The organism is Kitasatospora sp. NPDC029367, assembly GCF_055569135.1.
Genome location: NZ_JBVHYH010000044.1, coordinates 23,402 through 42,657, shown reverse-complemented (window position 1 = coordinate 42,657; position 19,256 = coordinate 23,402). Strand labels below are relative to the sequence as shown.

The following is a 19,256-nucleotide window of genomic DNA, read 5'->3' as shown; positions in this document are numbered from 1 at the left end:
GGGGTACGCTGCCGAGCCATGAGTACCCTGCCCCCCGTCCTGGTCACCCGGCACCCGGCGCCCGGCGTCCTGGAACGGCTCACCGACCGGTACGCCGTCACCGTGCGCGAGACCGACGAGGAGCTGGACCGGGCCGAACTGCTCGCCGCCGTCCGCGGCCGCCGGGCCGTGCTCACCACCCTGAACAACCGGGTGGACGCCGAGTTCCTGGACGCCGCCGGCCCCCAGCTGGAGATCGTCGCCAACCACGCCGTCGGCTACCACAACATCGACCTGGCGGCCTGCGCCGAACGCGGCGTCATCGTCACCAACACCCCCGGCGTGCTCACCAACGCCACCGCCGAGACCGCCTGGGCGCTGCTGCTGGCCGCCGTCCGCCGGCTCGGCGAGGGCGAGCGGCTGCTGCGCTCCGGCACGCCCTGGACCTGGAGCCCGAACTTCCTGCTCGGCCTGGAACTGGCCGGCACCCCGCTCGGCGTGCTCGGGATGGGCCGGATCGGGCAGTCGGTGGCCCGCCGGGCCGCCGCCTTCGACATGCCGGTCAGCTACCACAACCGCCGCGCCCTGCCGCCCGAGCAGGCCCACGGCGCCGAGTGGAAGCCGCTGGAGGAACTGCTCGCCACCTCCACCGTGCTGGTCGTCACCTGCCCGTGCACCGAGGAGACCCGGCACCTGCTGGACGCCCGCCGGCTGGCCCTGCTGCCGCCCGGGGCGGTGGTGGTCAGCATGACCGCCGGCGTGGTGGACGAGGAGGCGCTGGCCGCCGCCCTGGAGTCCGGCGCGCTGTTCGCCGCCGCCGTGGACAACTTCGAGCACGAGCCGGAGGTCCCGTCCGCGCTGCTCGCCCAGGAGCGCGCGGTGCTGGTCCCGCACCTGGGCAGCGCCACCGTGCGGACCCGGCAGGCGATGGGCGGCCTGGCGGTGGACAACATCCTTGCGGTGCTGGGCGGTTCCGAGCCGCTGACCCCGGTCAAGGCCTGACCGGCCGGGCGTCCGGAGCCGCTACCCGGTTCGTTCGGCGACGCTACCGGTTCGTTCGGAGCCGCTACCGGCTTGTTCGGAGCCGCTACCCGGCCGCCCAGGCCAGCGCCGTGGTCATCACCCGGAACGCCCCGAAGTGCGCCGCGCCGGGCTCCAGGAAGAGCTCGGCGCCCGGGATGTGGTCGGCCAGCCAGCGCGAGTGGTCCACCGGCGAGAACTGGTCGTCCGCGCCGTGCCACAGCCAGGTCGGCACCCCGATCGACCCGACGTCGAAGCCCCAGTCGGCGGTGAAGGCCAGCACGTCGTCGATCCAGCCGTCCGCGCCGTGCCGGAACGCCTCCCGGTAGTTGCTCTGCAGCATCCGCCGCAGCCCGCTGTCCGCCACCACCTCCCGGTCGGCGGGGGAGAGTTCGGTGCGCAGCCCGTTCAGCAGCCGGACCGGGTCGTCCTTGATCTGCCGGGAGCGGAACTCCATCGCGTCGGCGATCCGGCCGTGCCCGCGTTCCGCCTCCCGGTAGGCCCGGACGTTGGACGGGGTCATCCCCGCGTACCAGTCCAGGCCGGTCGCGTTCCGCGGCGCCAGCCCCACCAGCACCGCCACCCGGCTGACCCGCCCCGGCAGCATCGCCGCGCAGGCGAGCGCGTGCGGGCCGCCGCCGGAGCGGCCCAGCACCGCGAAGTCGCCCAGCCCCAACTCGTCGGCGATGGTGCGCACGTCGGCCGCCGCGTGCGACACCCGGCGGCCGAACAGCCGGGTCGAGTCGCCGTAGCCCGGCCGGTCGTAGGAGATCAGCCGCACCCCCAGCCGGTACAGCACGGTGCTGCGCGGATGCGGTCCGACCCGGCTGCCCGGCATGCCGTGCAGCAGGAACACCGGACGGCCGCGCGGGTCGCCGAGGGACTCCACGGCGAGGGCGCGACCGTCCGCCGCTTTGACCATCCGTAACGCCACGCGTTCCTCCTCAGTGCTCCCGGTCGGTGGTGGTGCGCACCTCCCGGCGGGCCTGCCAGGTGGTGTGCTCGCGGGACACCGCGTCCTCGGCGTCCCGGGCCAGCCGGGCCCAGATCTCCTCGGCGTCCATCGACTCCAGGTCCAGCCGGGCGAGTTGCAGGCGGATCAGCTCCAGCTCCTCGGCGGCCAGCCCGTACGCGGCGGCCAGCGGGCGGTACTGGCGCAGCTGCGCCCAGGCGGTGACCGAGGCGGCCACCGCCGACACCGTGCCCAGCGCGTCGTAGGTGAAGGCGCCGAGCGCCCGCAGCACCGCCAGCGCCAGGCCCAGCGCCGGCAGCAGCACCCCCAGCACGCCGGTCCAGTAGCCGGCGCGGGCGCAGTAGCGGGCCTTCTCGCGGTACCAGTCGTGCTGCACCCGGATCCGCTCGTTCAGGTACACCTCGCGGCGCACCGCCAGCGGCTGCCCGCGCAGGTCGCGCATGGCCGGGGTGATGTCCACCCCGGTCGCCGGCACCGCCACCGGGCCGTCCCGGAACGCGGCCAGCACCCGGGCGAGTTGGAAGCGGTACAGGCCCTCGGCGTCCGGCAGGCTGTGCGGCGGCGGCTGGTAGGCGTCCGCCCGGACGGCGAACTTCCAGGCCAGCGTCTTCACCGACTCGGCGGCCGCCCGGCCCTCGTACCAGAGGCCCTGCGGGTTCTGCCGGCCGATCACCACGGCCAGTGCCATCGCGCCCAGGTAGGCCGCGGCGGCCGGCCAGGCCCAGGGCTCGCCGTCGGCCGAGCCGGTCGCGGCCGCGACCAGCAGCAGGAGCAGCTCCCAGGCGCAGAGCAGCACCGAACGGCGCTGGCCGCGCAGCGAGGCCGCGTCGGCGGCCCAGAAGAACTCGGGCAGCAGCTCCCGCTCGCGCACCCACCCGGTCCGTCCCGCACCAGACGCCATGCTCGGCCCCCACCCGTCGCTCCGGTCCCTCCGCTCTCCTGCCCCGGGCGGGTCGCCGGTACGCCTGGCCGTGGCCGGGGCGCCGCGCAATGGCCGGGAAGGCCCGGTGGATTGTCCGGTACGCCCCGTGGTCGGACGGTCGCGGGCCGTCAGCAAGGCGTCGCCGGTAGGAGTGGTCGCCAGTGGCTGTGGTCGCCAGTAGCTGCGGTCGTCGGTGGGTGTGGCCGTCGGTGGGTGCGGTCGTCAGTAGGTGTAGAGGATGCGCTCGGCGTTGTCGGCCATCTGCTTGGCGTTCCACTCGGTGCCCCCCGGGACGTTGCCGGAGCGGAACAGCGGCGGCGCGGCGGCGTCCCCGGCGGCCGCCCGGTCGGCCAGCCGGCCGACCGCGGAGGCGACCACGGCCTGCATCAGCGCGCTGGTGACGATGGTGGAGACCGGGCCGAAGGAGGTCTCGGCGCCCGGGTGGGTCAGCTCGCCGTCGCCCACCGCGACCTTGCTGTCCAGCACCACGTCGCAGTGGTCCTTGAGGTACGTGCCGGAGGGGTGCGCCGAGGGCACCTCGTCGGGGTAGGCCAGCGAGGTCACCCCGATCACCTTGAGGCCGCGGTCCCGGGCGTACCGGGCCAGCTCGACCGGCATCACCTGGCGGCCGGAGAGCGAGATCAGGAACAGCAGGTCCCCGCTGGTCGCCGGAGTCAGGTCCAGGGTCGAGGTGGCCAGCCCGGACACCCGCTCCAGCGCGCTGGCCAGTGGTGCGGGCATCATCGTCACCCCGGCCATCCCGGGCACGTTCAGCAGGTTCATCGGGACCAGCCCGCCGGCCCGGTAGACCACGTCCTGGGCCGGCAGCGAGGAGTGCCCGGCGCCGAAGGTGAACACCCGGCGGCCCTCGGTGATCGCCTCGGCCAGCAGGGCGGCCGCCGCCTCGATGGTGTCGGACTCCTCCGCGCGGACCCGGTTCAGGTGGGCGATCGCGGCGTCGAAGTACCGGCCGACCAGGTCGTTCATCGGTTGCCTTCGCTCTCTGCCGGTGGGGGCGCCGGCCGGGTGGGGCGGCCTGGATGGCCCGGACCGCCAGTGGAGAAAGCTACGGCGAGCACGGTCGCGCCCCGGCGGCACCGCTGTCAACAGGAACGAAAAGCAGTCCCGGAAACCCCGGGGCGGGCCCGGTTGTCGGTGCGGTACGTCAGAATTGGCGGTGAGGACACCGAAGAACGGAGCCAGCGGCGATGTCTGGGCTGATCGACACCACTGAGATGTACCTTCGCACCATCCTGGAACTGGAGGAAGAGGGCATCGTCCCGATGCGGGCCCGGATCGCGGAGCGCCTGGAGCAGAGCGGCCCCACGGTCAGCCAGACGGTCGGCCGGATGGAGCGCGACGGGCTGCTCCAGGTCGCCGGGGACCGCCACCTCGAACTGACCGAGGAGGGCCGCCGGCTTGCGGTGCGCGTCATGCGCAAGCACCGCATCGCCGAGTGCCTGCTGGTCGACGTGATCGGCCTGGAGTGGGAGCAGGTGCACGAGGAGGCCTGCCGCTGGGAGCACGTGATGAGCGAGACGGTCGAGCGCAAGGTGCTCGCCATGCTCGGCCACCCGACCCAGTCCCCGTACGGCAACCCGATCCCGGGGCTGGACGAGCTGGGCGACACCAAGGCCGAGGGCGAGGGCTTCGACGCCGCGCTCGTCCCGCTGGACGCCGTCAAGCCGGGCGAGGCCGGGGCGGACGTGGTGGTCCGCCGGATCGGCGAGCCGATCCAGACCGACAGCGAGCTGATGAGCACCCTGCGCCGGGCCGGCGTCCGGCCGGGCTCCACGATCAAGGTGACCGTCGGCACCGGCGCCGGCGGCGTGCTGGTCGGCACCGGGGACAACGCGGCGGAGCTGGGCAAGGACATCGCCCAGCACGTCTTCGTCGCCCAGGCCTGACCTCGCGCCCGCCCGGGCCCGGTCACCCCGCTCCGTACGGCGGTCCGGAGGCTCCGCGTGACGGCCTGGGAGCTCCGGGTGACGGTCGGGGCCCGCTGCTCCCCGTGCAGCGGGCCCTTCCCGTCCCTCCCCGGCTCCCTCCCTGTCCCCTCCGGCCCCTCCCGTTCCCTCCCGCCCCTCCACCGCCTCGCCCGGCTTCCCCGTCCGAGCGACCCTTCCGGCGACCCCACACACCGCAATTCCTCCCCTCGGCCGATCATGGCAATCCTTGAGCGCTGTCACTCGTACGAGGGGCTTTCCCGGTTGACCAGCGGGTAGACCGAGGCCTTATCCGCACATGCGTGTGACGGGCCCCGCCTCCGGTGGGAGACAAGGCCCGTCACTCGCGCGCGTTGTGTCGCGCGGTGCACGCCCTCACCCGATCGGCGCAGGGCGGCAGGCTTTCGGCCGTTCAGACGCCCGCCGGCTGGGCGGCCTGGAGCGGCTGGGCGGGCGCCTCGCGGCCGCAGGCGTAGGCGAGCGGGCTGATCAGCTCGGCGGCGTCCGGCAGCCAGCGGTTGGACTCGGAGGGGGAGCGGGCCCACTGGGCGTAGCCGGTGGAGCCGATCCGCGAGGGCGGGGCGACCGTCCAGTCCCCCTCGCCGCGGGCGACCAGGTCCAGCCGCCCGGGCGGCCAGCCGAGCTTGCGGAGCATCTCCGGCAGCTTGGCCGCGACCCCGGGCAGCACCAGGAAGTGCAGCCGCCGCCCGAGCCGGCCGGGCGAGCTGGGCAGCACCACGACCGGGCCGAGCTGGAGGTCCATCCGCTCCATCCGGGCCAGCGCCAGGCACCCGGCGGTCTCCGGCACGTCCAGGACGTCGAAGGACCGGCCGGTGGGCAGCAGGATCGAGGCCTTGGGCCGTTCGGTCCACCAGCGCCGCACCGCACCCGGCCCGGCGCTCGCCTTGCGGGCCCAGTCCGCGTCCAGCGGGTGGGCGCCCGGCTGGGTGCAGCGCTGGTCGCCGCAGGAGCAGTGGGAGGGTCCGTCGCCGTCGATCAGCCAGGCGCCCGGGGCCACCTCCCAGTGGCGGTTCTCGGCGTAGTTGACGGCTTCGATCAGCAGCGGGGGCAGGCCGGCGTTCTTGTCCTGGCCGGGGGCGTCGGGGATGTCTTCCACGGGCTGCTCAACTACCGTGCGTGAGGCTGGTTACGGCCCGAGGGGCCCCGGTCGGCCGCATCCCGGCAATGTCACCCGAACCGGTGACTCAAGCGAGTTGGGGCGGGCGGAGGCAGGCGCAGCGGGGGCGCACGGAAGCATTCCCCAGGGCGCGTGGGGGGTGCGGTTCGTCACCGTGGGTATCCCGCTGGCGTTGCTGATCGCTAACCTGGTGTCAGATTCCTTGGACGGTCGGACAGTCGGCAACAGATCAGCACATCGTCGCCCGCCGGCCGGGACCGGAGGGTGTGGGGAGGCGAAGCCCAATGGCCGCGAGACCACTCGTCGCACGACAGCCCAACGAGCGCCTGCAGCAACTGATCCAGGAGGCCAGTTGCTCCAACGCCGGCCTGGCCCGCAGGGTCAACCTGTGCGGCGCGGAGCACGGACTGGACCTGCGCTACGACAAGACCTCCGTCGCCCGCTGGCTGCGCGGGCAGCAGCCGCGCGGTCAGGCGCCGGCCGTGATCGCCGAGGCGCTCGGGCGCAAGCTCGGCCGCAGCGTGTCGGTCGAGGAGATCGGCATGGCCGACGGCAAGAACCTCAGCTCCGGCATCGGGCTGCAGTTCGCGCCGACCCTGAACGCGGCCCTGGAGCAGGTGTGCGAGCTGTGGCGCAGTGACGTCGGCCGGCGGGACTTCCTCACCGGGGCGACGGTCGCCGCCTCCGCGCTGGTGGAGCCCAGCCGGGACTGGCTGATCACCCCGCCCGACCCGGTGGTGGCCCGCACCGGCGGCCCCCGGGTCGGCCCCACGGACGTGGCTGCGATCAAGGCGACCACCGCGATGCTGGTCGACCTGGACCACCGCTTCGGCAGCGGCCATGTGCGCCCGGTGGTCGTGCACTACCTCAACTCGGTGGTCTCCGGCCTGCTCGGCGGCGCCTACCGGGAGGAGACCGGCCGCCAACTCTTCGCCGCGGTGGCCCGGTTGACCGAACTGGCCGGCTACATGGCGGTGGACACCGGGCAGCCCGGACTCGCCCAGCGCTACTACATCCAGGCCCTGCGGCTCGCCCAGGCCGCCGACGACCGCGGCTACGGCGGCTACGTGCTGGCCGCCTCGATGAGCCACTTGGCGGCCACCCTCGGCAACCCGCGGGAGATCGCCCAGCTCGCCCGCGCCGCCCAGGAGGGCGCCCGTACGGTGGCCACCCCGACGGCGATGGCGATGTTCTACGCCGCCGAGGCCCGCGGCCACGCCCTGCTCGGCGACGCCCGCTCCTGCGAGGCGGTGTCGGCCAAGGCGCTGGAGATGATGGAGAAGCGCCGCCCCGAGGACGACCCGGACTGGATCGCCCACTTCGACGACGCCTACCTCGCCGACGAACTCGCCCACTGCCACCGGGACCTCGAACAGGCCGGGCCGGCCGAGCACTACGCCCGCCGGGCGCTCGACCTGCACCCGCCGACCCGGGTCCGCCGCCGCGCGGTGGACCTCGTGCTGCTCGCCACCGCCCAGCTCCAGCAGCGCGACCTGGAACGCGCCTGCGAGACGGGCACCCAGGCGGTGCGGCTGCTCAGCGGGCTGCGCTCCAACCGGGGTGTGGAGTACCTGGACGAGTTCCGGCGCCGGCTGGAGCCCTACCGGGAGCAGCGGGTGGTGCGCGAGTTCCACGCCAGGGCGGACGCGGAGGCGGCCTGACCGTCGTCCGTGCAGGGAGCGTGTGGGAATGTCCCGCCCGCGTGGTCACCCGATGGGGCGAACCGGTAGCGTGGGCGCGACGTCCAAGGAACTGTGATGCTCCCAAGAACCGACGAGATGTGGTCCGCCGCCAGTGCGCGGTCCTGCACAGGTGAGGAATCGCGTTGAGTCAGCGCCGCTCGTACAACTCGGGTGACTTCAACCTGGACGACCTGTTCCGCCCCGAGCCCGGCCAGCCCCAGGGCCAGCCGGGCCAGCAGCAGGGCCCCACGGCCGTGCCGCCGGTGGGCCGGCCGTCCGGGCAGCCCGAGTACCTGGGCGAGGGCGCGCAGGCGCCGCCCACCCAGGCGATGCCCCCCCAGCAGCCCGCCTGGGGCGCTCCGCCGCAGGCCGGTTACGGCGCCCCGCCGCAGGCCCAGCCGGCCCCCGAGACCCAGCACCTGCCGCCGTACCCGGCCGGCGACCCGCAGGGCGGCTACCCGGCGCCGCAGCCCGGCTACGGCGTCCCGCCGCAGGCCGCGCCCGGCTACCAGGGCTACCCGCAGGCCGCGCAGCAGCAACCGCAGCCGCACCAGCAGCAGCAGTCGCACCAGCCGGGCTACCCGGCGCAGGGCTACGCCCAGGACGGGTATGCCCAGGACGGGTACGGGGCCGACGGCTACGGATCGGACGGCTACCGGCCGGACCAGGACGCCACCCAGGCGGGGCGCAGCGGCCGCGGCGGCCGGTCCTCCAACAAGCTGGTCATCGGCGGCGTGGTCGCGGGCTTCGCGGCGGCCGGTGTGCTGGTCGCCGTGCTGATGAGCGGCGGCGACGACACCACCAAGGGCGGCCAGAAGACCGCCCCGGTCGCGGCCACCGGCGGCACCGCCACCGGCGCGGCGAGCGCGAGCGGCTCCGGCGCCGCCGTCGACCCGGAGGTCAAGGCACAGGCCCAGCCGCTGTCCGACCTGCTGGGCACCGCGAGCGACAGCCGCAGCGCGGTGGTCTCGGCGGTCGCCTCGGTGCAGAAGTGCGACAAGCTCCCCGACTCGCAGCAGGCGCTGGCCGCCGCGGCCGGCAAGCGGCGCGAGCTGCAGACCAAGCTCGGCCAGTTGAAGACCGACAAGCTGCCCGGCGGCCAGCAGCTGGTCGAGCAGCTGAACGCCGCCTGGACGGCCTCGGCCCAGGCCGACGACGAGTACGCGGCCTGGGCGGGCGACGCCCAGTCCTCCTGCGACCCGAAGAAGCCGGACACCGGCAACCAGCACTACAAGAACGCCGTGCAGGCCAGCGGCACGGCGACCACCGCGAAGAAGCAGGCCTCGACCCTGTGGAACACGATCGCCACCCAGGCCGGCCTGCCCAGCCGCGGCGACGGCGACCTGTAGCGGACCGCGGAACGCCGGAGGGCGGGCCCGCGCAGGGCCCGCCCGTCCGAGTGCGGTGCGGGGAGCGGGGTGGATCAGGACGGGGAGCGGGCCCCGGTGAGGACCCAGCGGACGTCCACGAAGCCCGGCTGCTGCAAGGTCATCCGACCGTTCCTGACCACCTGGTAGGTGACCCAGGTGTTGACCAGCCGGGGCGACTCGGTGCTGGGCAGCATGTTGGTGGTGCCCCAGTTCAGCGGCGGGGTGAGGCCGACGTCGATGCCCTCGCCGCTGTCCAGCAGGGCGTCGACGGACTTCGCCTCGACCGGCTTGCCAGCCGCGGTGAGCTTCTCCACCACCACCCGGAACACCTCGTAGGCGACCCAGGTGGTCTGCACGCCCGGGTCGGAGACGTCGACGGAGTGCCCGTCGGTGGCCTGGGAGCGGACCACCGCGCGCAGCCCGTCCCAGGTCTTGGCCGACTCCGGCGGGTACCAGCTGGTGACGAACGCGCCGGCCAGCGGGCCGGAGTCGCCGCCGGTGGAGTCGACCACCGACTGCTGGACGCTGCCGATCACCGAGGCGATCCGGGTGTTCCGCACGTTCTGCCGCCGGTAGGCGTCCAGCAGGTTGCCCGTCGGCTCGGAGGTCAGGGCGCTGGTGACGCAGTTGCCAGGGTCGTCCCTGCCGATCGCCTTGCGGACCACCTGGCTGTAGTCGGAGGACTGCTCGGGCGCCTTGACGTCCAGCAGCTTGATGCCGGCCGGCTTGAGCGCGTTGCCCAGGTAGCCGAGCAGGTTGTCACCGGCCGGGGTGTCCGGGCGGATCAGCGAGACGGCCTTGCAGCCGGCGTCGACCAACTGGCGGCCGCTGCCCGCGATCAGCGCGGGCATGCCGCCGTCCACCGGGTAGGACAGCGGGCTGGAGAACTCCGGTTGGGAGAGGCCGTAGCCGCCGATCAGCGGGATGCCGGCCCGCTCCAGCACCGGCATGAAGGCGTCGCCCCACTGGCTGTAGGAGCCGAGCACGGCCACCGCCTTGGCGTCCACCGCCTGCTGGGCGCAGGACTTGGCGCCGTCGGCGGTGTTGTGCTCGTTGCAGGTGATCACGTGCAGCCGGTGACCGCTCAGACCGCCCTTGACGTTGACGTCCCGGCCGATCGACTCGGCGAGCGCGGTCATGCCGGGACGGTCCGCGGAGCCGGTGCCGGACGGGGCCCAGGTCATCACGGTCAGCTCGTCGGCGGCGGTGGAGGCCCCGGCCGGTCCGCCGCACGCGGAGGCCGAGAAGAGGGTGGGGAACAGCACCGCGGCGGTCACCGCGGCGGTGATCGGACGGCGCGGGCGGCGTCCGCTGATCGTGGGACGGGCCCGGGACGAGTCCCTTCGGCTGGTCATCGGTCTTCCCTCTCTGGGGCGCCATCCGGCGCACCGGGGGACAGCCAAGCCCCGGAGCCGCAAGCCGAGAGGGACGAAATGTGAACGCCCGGCCAACGGACACCGAAATCCGGGTCGGTACGCGTGTAGATCGCGAGTGGAGCACGAACAGACGGGGAACGTACGATCGTTCACCATGTCCGCCAGCACAGATTCTTCGCACCGGTCCGCCCGAAACCCTTCTCGTCCGGGCCACCGCTCCAGCACGATGGGCGGCATGCCGCTCAACGACCTGCCCTGGTGGCGCTGGCGAGCCCGACTCCGCTCGGCGCTGCACATGCTGTCCGACCCCGGTTTCCAGCACGAGGCCTGGCTCACCGGCCGGGAGGGCTACGGGGACGTGACCGACGCCGTCTACCGGCTGGTCGAGGACACCTGGCTGGACCGCTGGTCCGCCGAGAAGTACGTGGGCACCATCTTCCGCGACTCCGCCGAGGCCGCCCTGGTCGACGTCGCGGTGCTGCGCGCGGTCCAGATGCTGCACGAGGTCGGCGCCGACGCCCCGGCCTCCGCCTACCTCGGCCACCCCGGCTGGCCGGAGACCGTCCGGGCCGCCCGTGAGGCGCACGTCGCCCTCGCCGTCGGGGACGGGGACGACCCGGACGCGGCGCCCAAGTCCCTCGACGTGCTGCGGATCCTGACCCAGGTCTGACCCAGGTCCGAGGCGGGGCCCGAGGCGTGGCCCTACCCGGGGCCCGAGCGTACCGCCGGTCGGCGCCGTCCCGCAGTACGGGCAGCGGGGCGGCGACTGTCCAGGATGTGACACGCTGGACCATTCACGCACGCGCGTCACGCATTCGTACGAGCTCAGAACGGGATACCCGCAGTGGAACAGCAGCCGGCCAGCGCCCAGTACGTCCTCACGCTGTCCTGCCCCGACAAGCAGGGCATCGTCCACGCTGTCTCCAGCTACCTCTTCATGACCGGCTGCAACATCATCGACAGCCAGCAGTTCGGGGACGGGGACACCGGACTGTTCTTCATGCGGGTGCACTTCTCCGCCCCCGAGCCGGTCACCGCCGACAAGCTGCGGGCCAGCTTCGCCGCGATCGGCGCCTCCTTCGGGATGGACTGGCAGATCCACCCGACCGAGCAGCGGATGCGGATCGTCCTCATGGTCAGCAAGTTCGGGCACTGCCTGAACGACCTGCTCTACCGCACCCGGATCGGCGCCCTGCCGGTGGAGATCGCCGCGGTGGTCTCCAACCACACCGACCTCCAGGACCTCACCGAGAGCTACGGCATCCCCTTCCACCACATCCCGGTCACCCGGGACACCAAGGCCGAGGCGGAGCGGCAGCTGCTCGACCTGGTCGAGAAGGAGAACGTCGAACTGGTCGTGCTGGCCCGCTACATGCAGGTGCTCTCCGACCAGCTGTGCACCGAGCTGTCCGGCCGTGTGATCAACATCCACCACTCCTTCCTGCCGAGCTTCAAGGGCGCCAAGCCGTACCACCAGGCGCACGCCCGCGGCGTGAAGCTGATCGGCGCGACCGCGCACTACGTCACCGCCGACCTCGACGAGGGCCCGATCATCGAGCAGGAGGTGGCCCGGGTCACCCACGACGTCAGCCCGGACCAGCTGGTCGCGCTCGGCCGGGACGTCGAGTGCCAGGCGCTGGCCCGCGCGGTCAAGTGGCACAGCGAGCACCGGGTGCTGCTGGACGGGACCAGGACGGTCGTCTTCGCGTAAGCGACGGTCGTCCGCGCGCGAGCAACTGTGGTCCGCGCGCAGGCGCTGCAGGAGCGTTACGGCCGCGCCAGCAGCGGCAGCGCGTGCAGCACCTGGCGCACCGCGGCCCGGTCGCCGTGCTCGCCCACCGGCAGCCGGTCCGGGTCCCGGTGCGCGGCCGCCAACTGGCACAGCTCCAGGCCGTCCAGCACCATCGAGGCCACCGGCTCCCCGGCGGCGGGCCCGCTCGGCCCGCTCGGCCAGGCCGGTCCGGCAGGTCCGGCCGGTCCGCTCGGTCCGCCGTCCAGCGGCACCAGCCACTCACCGGCCGCCGGACCGTCCACCACCAGCCGCACCCGCCGAACGGTCCGACCGTCCCCGGACGGCGCCCCGGCGGACGCGGGCTGCGCCGCGCGCAGCCCCGCCAGCGCCCGCGGCAGCAGCCGGACCACCAGCTCCACCATCTGCCGCAGGTGCTGCGGCGCCGGCGGAGCGTACGGGTAGGCCACCGCGCGGGCCACGTCCTCGCCGTGCACGAAGCACTCCAGGGCGCGCTCCACGAAGGCGTCGCGCAGCGGCAGCACCGCGAAACCGAGGTCGACCGGGGTGCTGCCCTGCGGGGCCAGCGCGGCGCTGCGCACCAGATCGTGGGTCTGCTGCCGCCACCGGGCGCGTACCGACCGGGGCGGCAGACCGGCCTGGTCGGCGAGCAGCCGGGCGGTCCGCGCCGCGTCCGCCGCGTACCGGCCGCCCTGCGGGGGCACCCGCGGCACCGGGACGGCCGCCTCCTGCGGCGGTACCCGCCGCTCCGCGGCCGGCACCGGCCCGGGCCCGGCGGCGGCCGGCACCGGGTCGGGCAGGCCGAGGGCGAGCGCCAGGAAGCCGTCCGCCGCGGTCAGCCGGCCCAGCACCTCGGCCGGGCGCAGCAGTTCGGTGCCGCCGTGCCACGGCAGTTCGGCCACCTCCTGCCACTCCTCCGGGCCGAGGTCGCGCAGCAGGGCGTCCAGCTTGGCGGTCTCCGCGGTGTACGGCATCCCCCAGGCGGGGACGGGCAGTTCGGCCGGGCGGCGGGCCAGGCACCAGTCCAGCACCTGCTGGCGCAGCGAACCGGGCTGGTCCAGTGGCTCGTCCAGGGACAGCCAGCCGGCCGCCTCGCGCAGTCGGTCCGCCTCGTCGGCGCACTCCGGGCAGGCCGGCAGGTGCTGCTCCAACTCGGCGGCCTCGCGCGGCGGGCAGGCACCCAGGGACCAGGCGCCGAGCAGCGAGCGCAGGGCGTCGTGCCGCTCCTCGCTCATCCGCCCGCGCACCTCTCGACGGTTCGCACGCTCACCTTCACCTGCCCTCGTTCCCGTTCCCGTCCGCGTGCTCCTGGCGGGCGCGTTCGTCGGCCAGTTCGGTGGCCAGCAGCTCCAGCCCGAGCCGCATCCGCTGCTTGGCGGCCTGCTCGCTGATGCCGAGCAGTCGGGCCGTCTCCTGGTAGGTGCGGCCGTCGTAGTACGTCACCGCGATGGTCTCACGCAGGGGTTGGGGCAGGGAGTCGACCACGTACTGCATGCGCGCGGCGGTGGCGACGGCCCGGATCTCCTGCTCGGCCGCCCCGCCGGGTCCGGCGCCAGTTCGGAGCCGCGCCGCGCCCGCAGCCGTTCGACCGCGCGGCGGTGGGTGAGCGCGCCCAGCCAGGAGCGCAGCGAGCCCCGGTCGGGGTCGAAGTCCTCGGGGTGCTCCCAGACGTGGGCGAAGACCTCCCTGGTGAGCTGGGCGGCGGCCGCCTGGTCGGCGAGTATCCGGCCGGCCAGGCCGTGCACCATCGGGGCGAGCCGGTCGTACAGTTCGCCGAGCGCGGTCTCCTCGCCGCGGGCGAGGCGTCGCTGCAACTGCTCGTCCCAGCGCGGGATCCGGTCCGGGGCGGCCATCGAGAACCACCCTCCTGCCCGGTTCGCTGGCGTTACCCAACGGTATCCCCTGGCCGGTCCGCGGCGGGAGGGATTCGGGCAAGAACGGAACCCGGCCTCGTGGTTCGTCGCCGCTGCCGCTGTTCGAGAACCGCTGGACATATGTCGCACGGGTGGTTCGCGAGTGGCGGGCGGGGCGGCGGGAGTGTCCGGCGGTAGGTTCCCGCCCAGGGCGGGTCCGAACAGGCCCCGCGGGACCGGCGTCGGCCCGGGCCGGACGAGTGCCGGTGCGAGGCTCGCGAGAGTGAACGGGACAGTATGCACTGCCCTGTCCCCCGATCGCCGGAATATGCCCGAAGCGCTTGCTGCGGTCCGTCCGCCCACCCATCCTGAGGCGTATTCGTGTCGCGGCCGTTGTGCGACTGACGAGTTGACGCGGGCGAGTGGCGCGGGCGGGCGGACGGGTCGGCGAGCGCCCGGGTGGGCCCCGGGTGGCACCGGGCGAAGTGCGAGGGCCCCGCCGGCCGGCTGATCCGGCCCGATCGGGACGTTGGCCGAACTGCGAGTGCAGGTGGTGGAGCGGTGCAGGTTCTTCAGGTACAGCTTGCGGTGCAGGCGGACCCCGCCGAGGTCGGCCGGGCCCGGCGGTGGGTGCGCTCGCGGCTGCTGAACCACGGGGTGGACCCGGACGCGCCGATGTCCGAGACGGTGGTGCTGGTGGTCTCGGAACTGGTGACCAACGCCGTGGTGCACACCGGCTGTCCGGCCGTGCTGAGACTCTGTCTGCCGGTGGCCGAGGGCCCGGCGCAGGACGCTCCGCCCGGCCCGCTGCGGGTGGAGGTGGCCGACGCGAGCCAGGCTGCCCCGGCCCCCCGGCACGCAGGGGCGGACGAGGACGCCACCAACGGCCGCGGACTGGAACTGGTCGAGCTGCTCTGCGACCGCTGGGGCTGGTACCCGGACGGTTCGGGCAAGCGGGTCTGGTGCGAGATCGGCGCCGGGGCGCGGCCGGTCGATCCGATGGCGGGCGTGGACTGGGCGGCGCTGGCGCAGTAGCGGCCTCCGGCGGTGATCACCGGCCGAAAGCTGACGCAACCATTCCGAATTTCCGACTACCCATTGACGTGACGTATCCGACTGATCACGCTTGGGTGCGGCTCCCGTTGCGAGGGGACGCCGAGGGAACGTCCGTCCGCCGTCACGGTGCTGCTGTCCAGGGGGATCGCGTCAGCAGGGGGGATCGTGGACTGCCGGTCGCGGACGGATCCTCGGCGAGTGCGGAGGGCCCGGCGCGGGTTCAGGGCCCGCGTGCCGTGATCGGACGGCGGCCCGGCACGCTGCGCTCGGTGCGCAGGTGGCCGGCCGTCGTCCGTGGTGCCGCTCCGGACGATCGAATTCCGGCCACGCGTCCGGCTCCTTCCGGGCGTCGGTCGCCCTGTTCCCCCTGTCCCGGCCCTACCCGCCCGCGGTAGTGCTGCCGTTGCTCAGAGCGGGGCGGTCCGGAAGGTGCGCCGGTAGGCGCTCGGGGCCACGTCCAGCCGGCCGCGCAGCTGCAACCGCAGTGAGGCGGCGGTGCCGAAGCCGGACTCCCGGGCGACCTGGTCGATAGACAGGTCGGTGCGTTCCAGCAACTGCCGTGCCCGCTCGGTGCGCTGGGTGGTGATCCACTGGCCCGGGCTGGCGCCGGTCTCCTCGCGGAAGCGCCGGGTGAAGGTCCGTACGCTCATGCCCGCCCGCTCGGCGAGCCGGTTCAACGGCAGCGGCCCGTCCAGGTGTTCCAGCGCCCAGGCGCGCACGGCGGCGGTGCCGGCGCCCCCGGTCTCCACCGGGCTCGGGGCCTCGACGTACTGCTTCTGGCCGCCGTCGCGCCAGGGCGGCACCAGGCAGTTGCGGGCCACCGCGTTGGCCACCGCGCTGCCGTGGTCGCGGCGCACCACGTGCAGGCAGAGGTCCACCCCGGCGGCCACCCCGCCGGAGGTGAGGACGTCGCCGTCGTCGGTGTAGAGCACGTCGGGGTCGAGCAGCACCTGGGGGAACAGCCGGGCGAAGCGCTCGGTGTAGCGCCAGTGGGTGGTGGCCGGGCGGCCGTCCAGCAGGCCGGCAGCGGCCAGGATGAAGGAGCCGGTGCAGATCGACACCAGCCGGGTGCCGGGCCGGATCCGGGCCAGCGCGGCGGCCAGCTCCGGGGTGAAGCGGGCGTCGGCGACGGCCGGGGCGGAGTCGGCGGAGGCCGGGATCACCACCGTGTCGGCCCGCGCCAGCAGTTCGGGCCCGTGGTCGACCATGACCCTGAAGTCGGCGCTGGTGGCGACCGGTCGGCCGTCCAGGGTGCAGGTGGCCACCTCGTAGAGGGGTTGCCCGGCCGGGCCCTTGGCGCCGCCGAAGATGCGGGCGGGGATGCCGAGTTCGAAGGCGATCACGCCGTCCAGGGCGAGTACCGCGACCAGGTGTGCCATGGGCTCCCCTCGGGTGTCGGTGGGGGTCCGGGCCAGCGTACGCCCGGTCGTGGCCCGAATCTTGCGAAAGCTGTCATTCAGGCCACTCGTCGGGGCCCCGGCCGCCCGGAACACTCGTTCGCGTGACCGAACGCAGCGCCCTCACCCCCACACCCGTCCCCGATCCGACCGCCTCCGATCCGACCGCCTCCGCTCCGATCGCCTCCGCTCCGATCGCCTCCGAGCGGCCCGCCCCCGCCAGGCGTGGCCGGGTGCACTACGCCTGGGTGGTGGCCGGGGTCGCCCTGCTGGTCCTGCTCGGCTCGGCCGGCTTCCGCTCCACGCCGAGCCTGATGATGGACGCCCTGCACAACGAGTTCGGCTGGTCGCTCGGGACGATCGCCGGCGCCACCTCCGTCAACCTCACCCTCTACGGCCTCACCGCCCCCTTCGCCGCCGCCCTGATGGACCGTTTCGGCGTGCGCCTGGTGGTGGTCTGCGCGCTGCTCACCATCTCGGTCGGCGCCGGCCTCACCATGCTGATGCGCCAGCCCTGGCAGCTGATCCTCTGCTGGGGCGTGCTGGTCGGCCTCGGCAGCGGCTCGATGGCCGGCGCCTTCGCCACCACCATCACCGGCCGCTGGTTCCAGGCCCGCCAGGGCCTGGTCACCGGGGTGCTCACCGCCGCCGGGGCAGCCGGGAACCTCGTCTTCCTGCCGGTCGGCGCCTGGCTGGTCGAGCAGCACGGCTGGCGCTCGGCCGTGGTCGTGGTCTCGCTCGCCGCCAGCGCCGTCGCCGTGCCCGTCCTGCTGCTGATGCGCGAGCGCCCCGCCGACCTCGGCCTGCTCCCGTACGGCGCCACCGAGGCCCCGCCCGAGCCGACCCGGGACGGCCGCGCCCTGGCCCGCACGCTGCGGGTGCTGCGCGACGCCGCCCGCACCCGGCCGTTCTGGCTGCTGGCCGGCTCCTTCGCGATCTGCGGCGCCACCACCGCCGGCCTGGTCGGCACCCACTTCATCCCGGCCGCGCACGACCACGGCATGCCCGTCACCACCGCCGCGAGCCTGCTCGCCCTGATCGGCGTGTTCGACGTGGTCGGCACCGTGTTCAGCGGCTGGCTCACCGACCGGGTCGACTCCCGTCTGCTGCTCACCGTCTACTACGGGCTGCGCGGCGTCTCCCTGCTCCTGCTGCCGCAGCTGCTGGCCGGCTCGCTGCACCCGCCGATCCTCGCCTTCGTCGTCTTCTACGGCCTGGACTGGGTGGCCACCGTGCCGCCGACCGTCGCGCTCTGCCGTCGGCAGTTCGGCGACGACGCCCCGATCGTCTTCGGCTGGGTGCTCGCCGCCCACCAGATCGGCGCGGCCGTCGTCGCCGGGCTGGCCGGGCTGGCCCGCGACGCGCTCGGGAACTACGACCTCACCTGGTACGGCGCCGGCGCGCTGTGCGCGGTCGCGGTCGGCCTCTGCCTGGCGCTGCGCACCGGGCGGCGGGGCGACCGGGCGGTGCCCGCCCTGTCCTGAGCGGAGCGGGTCGCGGCGGTCGGCTGGGACGGACGTATGTCTGGCACCTCCGGCACCTCCGGCACCTCCGGCACCTCCGGCACCTCCGGCACCTCCGGCACCTCCGGCACCTCTGGCACCTCCGGCACCTCCGGCACCTCCGGCACCTCCGGCACCTCCGGCACCTCCGGCACCTCCGGCACCTCCGGCACCTCTGGCACCTCTGGCACCTCCGGCACCTCCGGCACCTCCGGCACCTCCGGCACCTCCGGCACCTCCGGTACTGCTGGTACGGCCGTCCAGGCCGTCGGAACGGAGGACTAGGCTCCGCATCCATGGCGCTCACCTTCACCCTCGACCCGAAGCCCGACCCCGACCTGCGCACCGCCGTGGTCCGGCTGTGGACGGACGTGACGAACGCCGGCGGCGCGGTCGGCTTCGTGGCCCCGGTCACCGAGGACGAGGTCTGGGACACTGCCGACCGCCAGTTCGCCGGGCTCGCCCCGGACGGCCCCGACCGCCTCCTGGTCGCACACGAGAGTGCGACCGGCCGACTGGTCGGGGTGCTGTTCTTCGCCTCGATGCGCTTCGAACCGATGGAGCACTGGCGGATGCTCAAGCGGGTCATGGTGCACCCCGACTTCCAGGGCCTCGGCCACGGCGCCGCGCTGCTCGCCGAGGCCGAGCGGGTGGCCCGCGCCTGGGGCCTGGAGTCGCTGCGGCTCACCGCGCGCGGCGGCCTGGGGCTGGAGCGCTTCTACGCCCGTTGCGGCTACCGGGAGGTCGGCCGGGTGCCGGCCGCGATCCGGGTCGCCCCCGGGGACGACCGCGACGACATCACCATGTGGCTGGACCTGCGCCGACCGGCCGCCGAGGAGGGACGTCGGCCCCCTGGCCCGCGCCCGGTGTCAGGCATGCTTGACTGGGAGACCCGCCCCGGCTCGAACCAGAAGGATGCGTCCCAGTGAGCAGCAACGGCCCGCAGAAGTCGCACGCCACGCTCCGCTACACCTCCATGCGAGCCAGCATCTTCCTCGGCTGCCTGCTGGTGGCCCTGCTGCTCGGGCACTTCCAGGTCATCCCGGTGAGCGGCGAGGCCGGGATGGTCTTCCTGTTCCTGCTGGCCGCGATCGCCTCCGCGCCGCTCAGCTACGTGCTGCTGAGCAAGCAGCGCGACGAGATGTCCTCCCAGATCACCACCAAGGTCGCCGGGATGCGCAGCCGCACCGCCGACCGGATCGCCGCGCAGAACGCCGAGGAGGACGCCGTGGACGACGCCGTCCGCGCGGCGGCCTCCCGGCAGAGCTGACCCGGGGCGCAGCCCGCCGTGC

At 74.2% G+C, this 19,256-nt stretch carries 20 protein-coding genes; 11 read left to right on the top strand and 9 right to left on the bottom strand.

What is annotated here, in order from left to right:
• The first annotated feature begins 18 nt into the window (after positions 1–18).
• Entirely contained in the window at positions 19–981 is a 963-nt protein-coding gene (locus tag ACZ4W5_RS23050; RefSeq protein WP_360239243.1) for a 2-hydroxyacid dehydrogenase, read from the top strand.
• An 85-nt stretch (positions 982–1,066) separates the two neighbouring features.
• Here ACZ4W5_RS23050 and ACZ4W5_RS23045 read toward each other — a convergent pair whose 3' ends face one another.
• The 3 genes from ACZ4W5_RS23045 to ACZ4W5_RS23035 form a co-directional block, all read right to left on the bottom strand.
• Positions 1,067–1,921, bottom strand: a complete 855-nt coding sequence (locus tag ACZ4W5_RS23045) for an alpha/beta fold hydrolase (protein ID WP_402489232.1) — start codon at positions 1,919–1,921, stop codon at positions 1,067–1,069.
• A 22-nt stretch (positions 1,922–1,943) separates the two neighbouring features.
• Positions 1,944–2,843 (bottom strand): DUF4231 domain-containing protein, encoded by a 900-nt coding sequence (locus ACZ4W5_RS23040; RefSeq protein WP_360239240.1) that lies wholly within the window; start codon positions 2,841–2,843, stop codon positions 1,944–1,946.
• 273 nt (positions 2,844–3,116) lie between these two features.
• Complete coding sequence (locus ACZ4W5_RS23035) at positions 3,117–3,881, bottom strand: SIS domain-containing protein (protein WP_360239237.1); 765 nt, start codon at positions 3,879–3,881, stop codon at positions 3,117–3,119.
• Between the two features lie 221 nt (positions 3,882–4,102).
• Between ACZ4W5_RS23035 and ACZ4W5_RS23030 the strand changes: the two genes are divergently transcribed.
• Positions 4,103–4,801, top strand: a complete 699-nt coding sequence (locus tag ACZ4W5_RS23030; protein ID WP_360239234.1) for a metal-dependent transcriptional regulator — start codon at positions 4,103–4,105, stop codon at positions 4,799–4,801.
• Positions 4,802–5,252: 451 nt separating this feature from the next.
• Here the strand turns inward: ACZ4W5_RS23030 and ACZ4W5_RS23025 are convergent, their stop codons facing one another.
• Positions 5,253–5,957: a bifunctional DNA primase/polymerase gene (locus ACZ4W5_RS23025; RefSeq protein ID WP_465656571.1), complete on the bottom strand. Its 705-nt coding sequence runs from the start codon at positions 5,955–5,957 to the stop codon at positions 5,253–5,255.
• 305 nt (positions 5,958–6,262) lie between these two features.
• Here ACZ4W5_RS23025 and ACZ4W5_RS23020 point away from each other — a divergent pair, with 305 nt between their 5' ends.
• Positions 6,263–7,639 carry a transcriptional regulator gene (locus ACZ4W5_RS23020; RefSeq protein WP_360239228.1) on the top strand — a complete coding sequence of 459 codons (1,377 nt, stop codon included), beginning with the start codon at positions 6,263–6,265 and terminating at the stop codon, positions 7,637–7,639.
• 164 nt (positions 7,640–7,803) lie between these two features.
• Positions 7,804–9,009, top strand: coding sequence for a hypothetical protein (locus ACZ4W5_RS23015; RefSeq protein ID WP_465656569.1), 1,206 nt, complete (start codon positions 7,804–7,806; stop codon positions 9,007–9,009).
• A gap of 74 nt (positions 9,010–9,083) precedes the next feature.
• Here the strand turns inward: ACZ4W5_RS23015 and ACZ4W5_RS23010 are convergent, their stop codons facing one another.
• The gene (locus tag ACZ4W5_RS23010) at positions 9,084–10,385 is read right to left on the bottom strand and encodes an ABC transporter substrate-binding protein (RefSeq protein ID WP_465656567.1); all 1,302 of its coding nucleotides are present in this window, start codon (positions 10,383–10,385) and stop codon (positions 9,084–9,086) included.
• Positions 10,386–10,641: 256 nt separating this feature from the next.
• Between ACZ4W5_RS23010 and ACZ4W5_RS23005 the strand changes: the two genes are divergently transcribed.
• Both ACZ4W5_RS23005 and purU read left to right on the top strand, forming a co-directional pair.
• Positions 10,642–11,076: an SCO4402 family protein gene (locus ACZ4W5_RS23005; RefSeq protein ID WP_465656565.1), complete on the top strand. Its 435-nt coding sequence runs from the start codon at positions 10,642–10,644 to the stop codon at positions 11,074–11,076.
• Positions 11,077–11,250: 174 nt separating this feature from the next.
• Positions 11,251–12,117, top strand: coding sequence for a formyltetrahydrofolate deformylase (purU, locus tag ACZ4W5_RS23000; protein ID WP_360239216.1), 867 nt, complete (start codon positions 11,251–11,253; stop codon positions 12,115–12,117).
• A 56-nt stretch (positions 12,118–12,173) separates the two neighbouring features.
• Here the strand turns inward: purU and ACZ4W5_RS22995 are convergent, their stop codons facing one another.
• Genes ACZ4W5_RS22995 through ACZ4W5_RS22985 form a run of 3 tightly spaced genes read right to left on the bottom strand, consistent with a single transcriptional unit; the run spans position 12,174 to position 14,009 of the window.
• Entirely contained in the window at positions 12,174–13,391 is a 1,218-nt protein-coding gene (locus ACZ4W5_RS22995) for a zf-HC2 domain-containing protein (protein ID WP_465656563.1), read from the bottom strand.
• 37 nt (positions 13,392–13,428) lie between these two features.
• The gene (locus ACZ4W5_RS22990) at positions 13,429–13,599 is read right to left on the bottom strand and encodes a sigma factor-like helix-turn-helix DNA-binding protein (RefSeq protein WP_465656562.1); all 171 of its coding nucleotides are present in this window, start codon (positions 13,597–13,599) and stop codon (positions 13,429–13,431) included.
• Complete coding sequence (locus ACZ4W5_RS22985; protein ID WP_465656560.1) at positions 13,596–14,009, bottom strand: sigma factor; 414 nt, start codon at positions 14,007–14,009, stop codon at positions 13,596–13,598. The genes ACZ4W5_RS22990 and ACZ4W5_RS22985 overlap by 4 nt, the downstream gene beginning before the upstream one ends.
• 561 nt (positions 14,010–14,570) lie before the next feature.
• On the opposite strand from ACZ4W5_RS22985, the gene ACZ4W5_RS22980 reads away from it, so the two are divergent.
• A complete protein-coding gene (locus tag ACZ4W5_RS22980) occupies positions 14,571–15,044 on the top strand; it encodes an ATP-binding protein (RefSeq protein ID WP_360239207.1) in 474 nt (157 codons plus the stop codon).
• 428 nt (positions 15,045–15,472) lie between these two features.
• Here the strand turns inward: ACZ4W5_RS22980 and ACZ4W5_RS22975 are convergent, their stop codons facing one another.
• Positions 15,473–16,444 carry a GlxA family transcriptional regulator gene (locus tag ACZ4W5_RS22975; RefSeq protein WP_465656558.1) on the bottom strand — a complete coding sequence of 324 codons (972 nt, stop codon included), beginning with the start codon at positions 16,442–16,444 and terminating at the stop codon, positions 15,473–15,475.
• Positions 16,445–16,566: 122 nt separating this feature from the next.
• Between ACZ4W5_RS22975 and ACZ4W5_RS22970 the strand changes: the two genes are divergently transcribed.
• From ACZ4W5_RS22970 to ACZ4W5_RS22955, 4 genes are read left to right on the top strand one after another with little or no spacing between them, the layout of a single operon-like run.
• Positions 16,567–17,946: an MFS transporter gene (locus tag ACZ4W5_RS22970; RefSeq protein WP_465656556.1), complete on the top strand. Its 1,380-nt coding sequence runs from the start codon at positions 16,567–16,569 to the stop codon at positions 17,944–17,946.
• 36 nt (positions 17,947–17,982) lie between these two features.
• Positions 17,983–18,249, top strand: a complete 267-nt coding sequence (locus tag ACZ4W5_RS22965) for a hypothetical protein (protein ID WP_465656555.1) — start codon at positions 17,983–17,985, stop codon at positions 18,247–18,249.
• 11 nt (positions 18,250–18,260) lie between these two features.
• Complete coding sequence (locus ACZ4W5_RS22960) at positions 18,261–18,893, top strand: GNAT family N-acetyltransferase (RefSeq protein WP_465656553.1); 633 nt, start codon at positions 18,261–18,263, stop codon at positions 18,891–18,893.
• Complete coding sequence (locus ACZ4W5_RS22955; protein WP_360239198.1) at positions 18,890–19,234, top strand: DUF4229 domain-containing protein; 345 nt, start codon at positions 18,890–18,892, stop codon at positions 19,232–19,234. The genes ACZ4W5_RS22960 and ACZ4W5_RS22955 overlap by 4 nt, the downstream gene beginning before the upstream one ends.
• Positions 19,235–19,256 lie beyond the last annotated feature (22 nt).

Coding starts and splice junctions, on each gene's coding strand:
- ACZ4W5_RS23005 (WP_465656565.1), top strand. CDS start 10,642: ATGCCGCTCAACGACCTGCCCTGGTGGCGCTGGCGAGCCCGACTCCGC.
- ACZ4W5_RS22985 (WP_465656560.1), bottom strand. CDS start 14,009: ATGGCCGCCCCGGACCGGATCCCGCGCTGGGACGAGCAGTTGCAGCGA.
- ACZ4W5_RS23030 (WP_360239234.1), top strand. CDS start 4,103: ATGTCTGGGCTGATCGACACCACTGAGATGTACCTTCGCACCATCCTG.
- ACZ4W5_RS23045 (WP_402489232.1), bottom strand. CDS start 1,921: ATGGTCAAAGCGGCGGACGGTCGCGCCCTCGCCGTGGAGTCCCTCGGC.
- ACZ4W5_RS23010 (WP_465656567.1), bottom strand. CDS start 10,385: ATGACCAGCCGAAGGGACTCGTCCCGGGCCCGTCCCACGATCAGCGGA.
- ACZ4W5_RS22960 (WP_465656553.1), top strand. CDS start 18,261: ATGGCGCTCACCTTCACCCTCGACCCGAAGCCCGACCCCGACCTGCGC.
- ACZ4W5_RS22995 (WP_465656563.1), bottom strand. CDS start 13,391: ATGAGCGAGGAGCGGCACGACGCCCTGCGCTCGCTGCTCGGCGCCTGG.
- ACZ4W5_RS22965 (WP_465656555.1), top strand. CDS start 17,983: ATGTCTGGCACCTCCGGCACCTCCGGCACCTCCGGCACCTCCGGCACC.
- ACZ4W5_RS22975 (WP_465656558.1), bottom strand. CDS start 16,444: ATGGCACACCTGGTCGCGGTACTCGCCCTGGACGGCGTGATCGCCTTC.
- ACZ4W5_RS23020 (WP_360239228.1), top strand. CDS start 6,263: ATGGCCGCGAGACCACTCGTCGCACGACAGCCCAACGAGCGCCTGCAG.
- ACZ4W5_RS23050 (WP_360239243.1), top strand. CDS start 19: ATGAGTACCCTGCCCCCCGTCCTGGTCACCCGGCACCCGGCGCCCGGC.
- ACZ4W5_RS23035 (WP_360239237.1), bottom strand. CDS start 3,881: ATGAACGACCTGGTCGGCCGGTACTTCGACGCCGCGATCGCCCACCTG.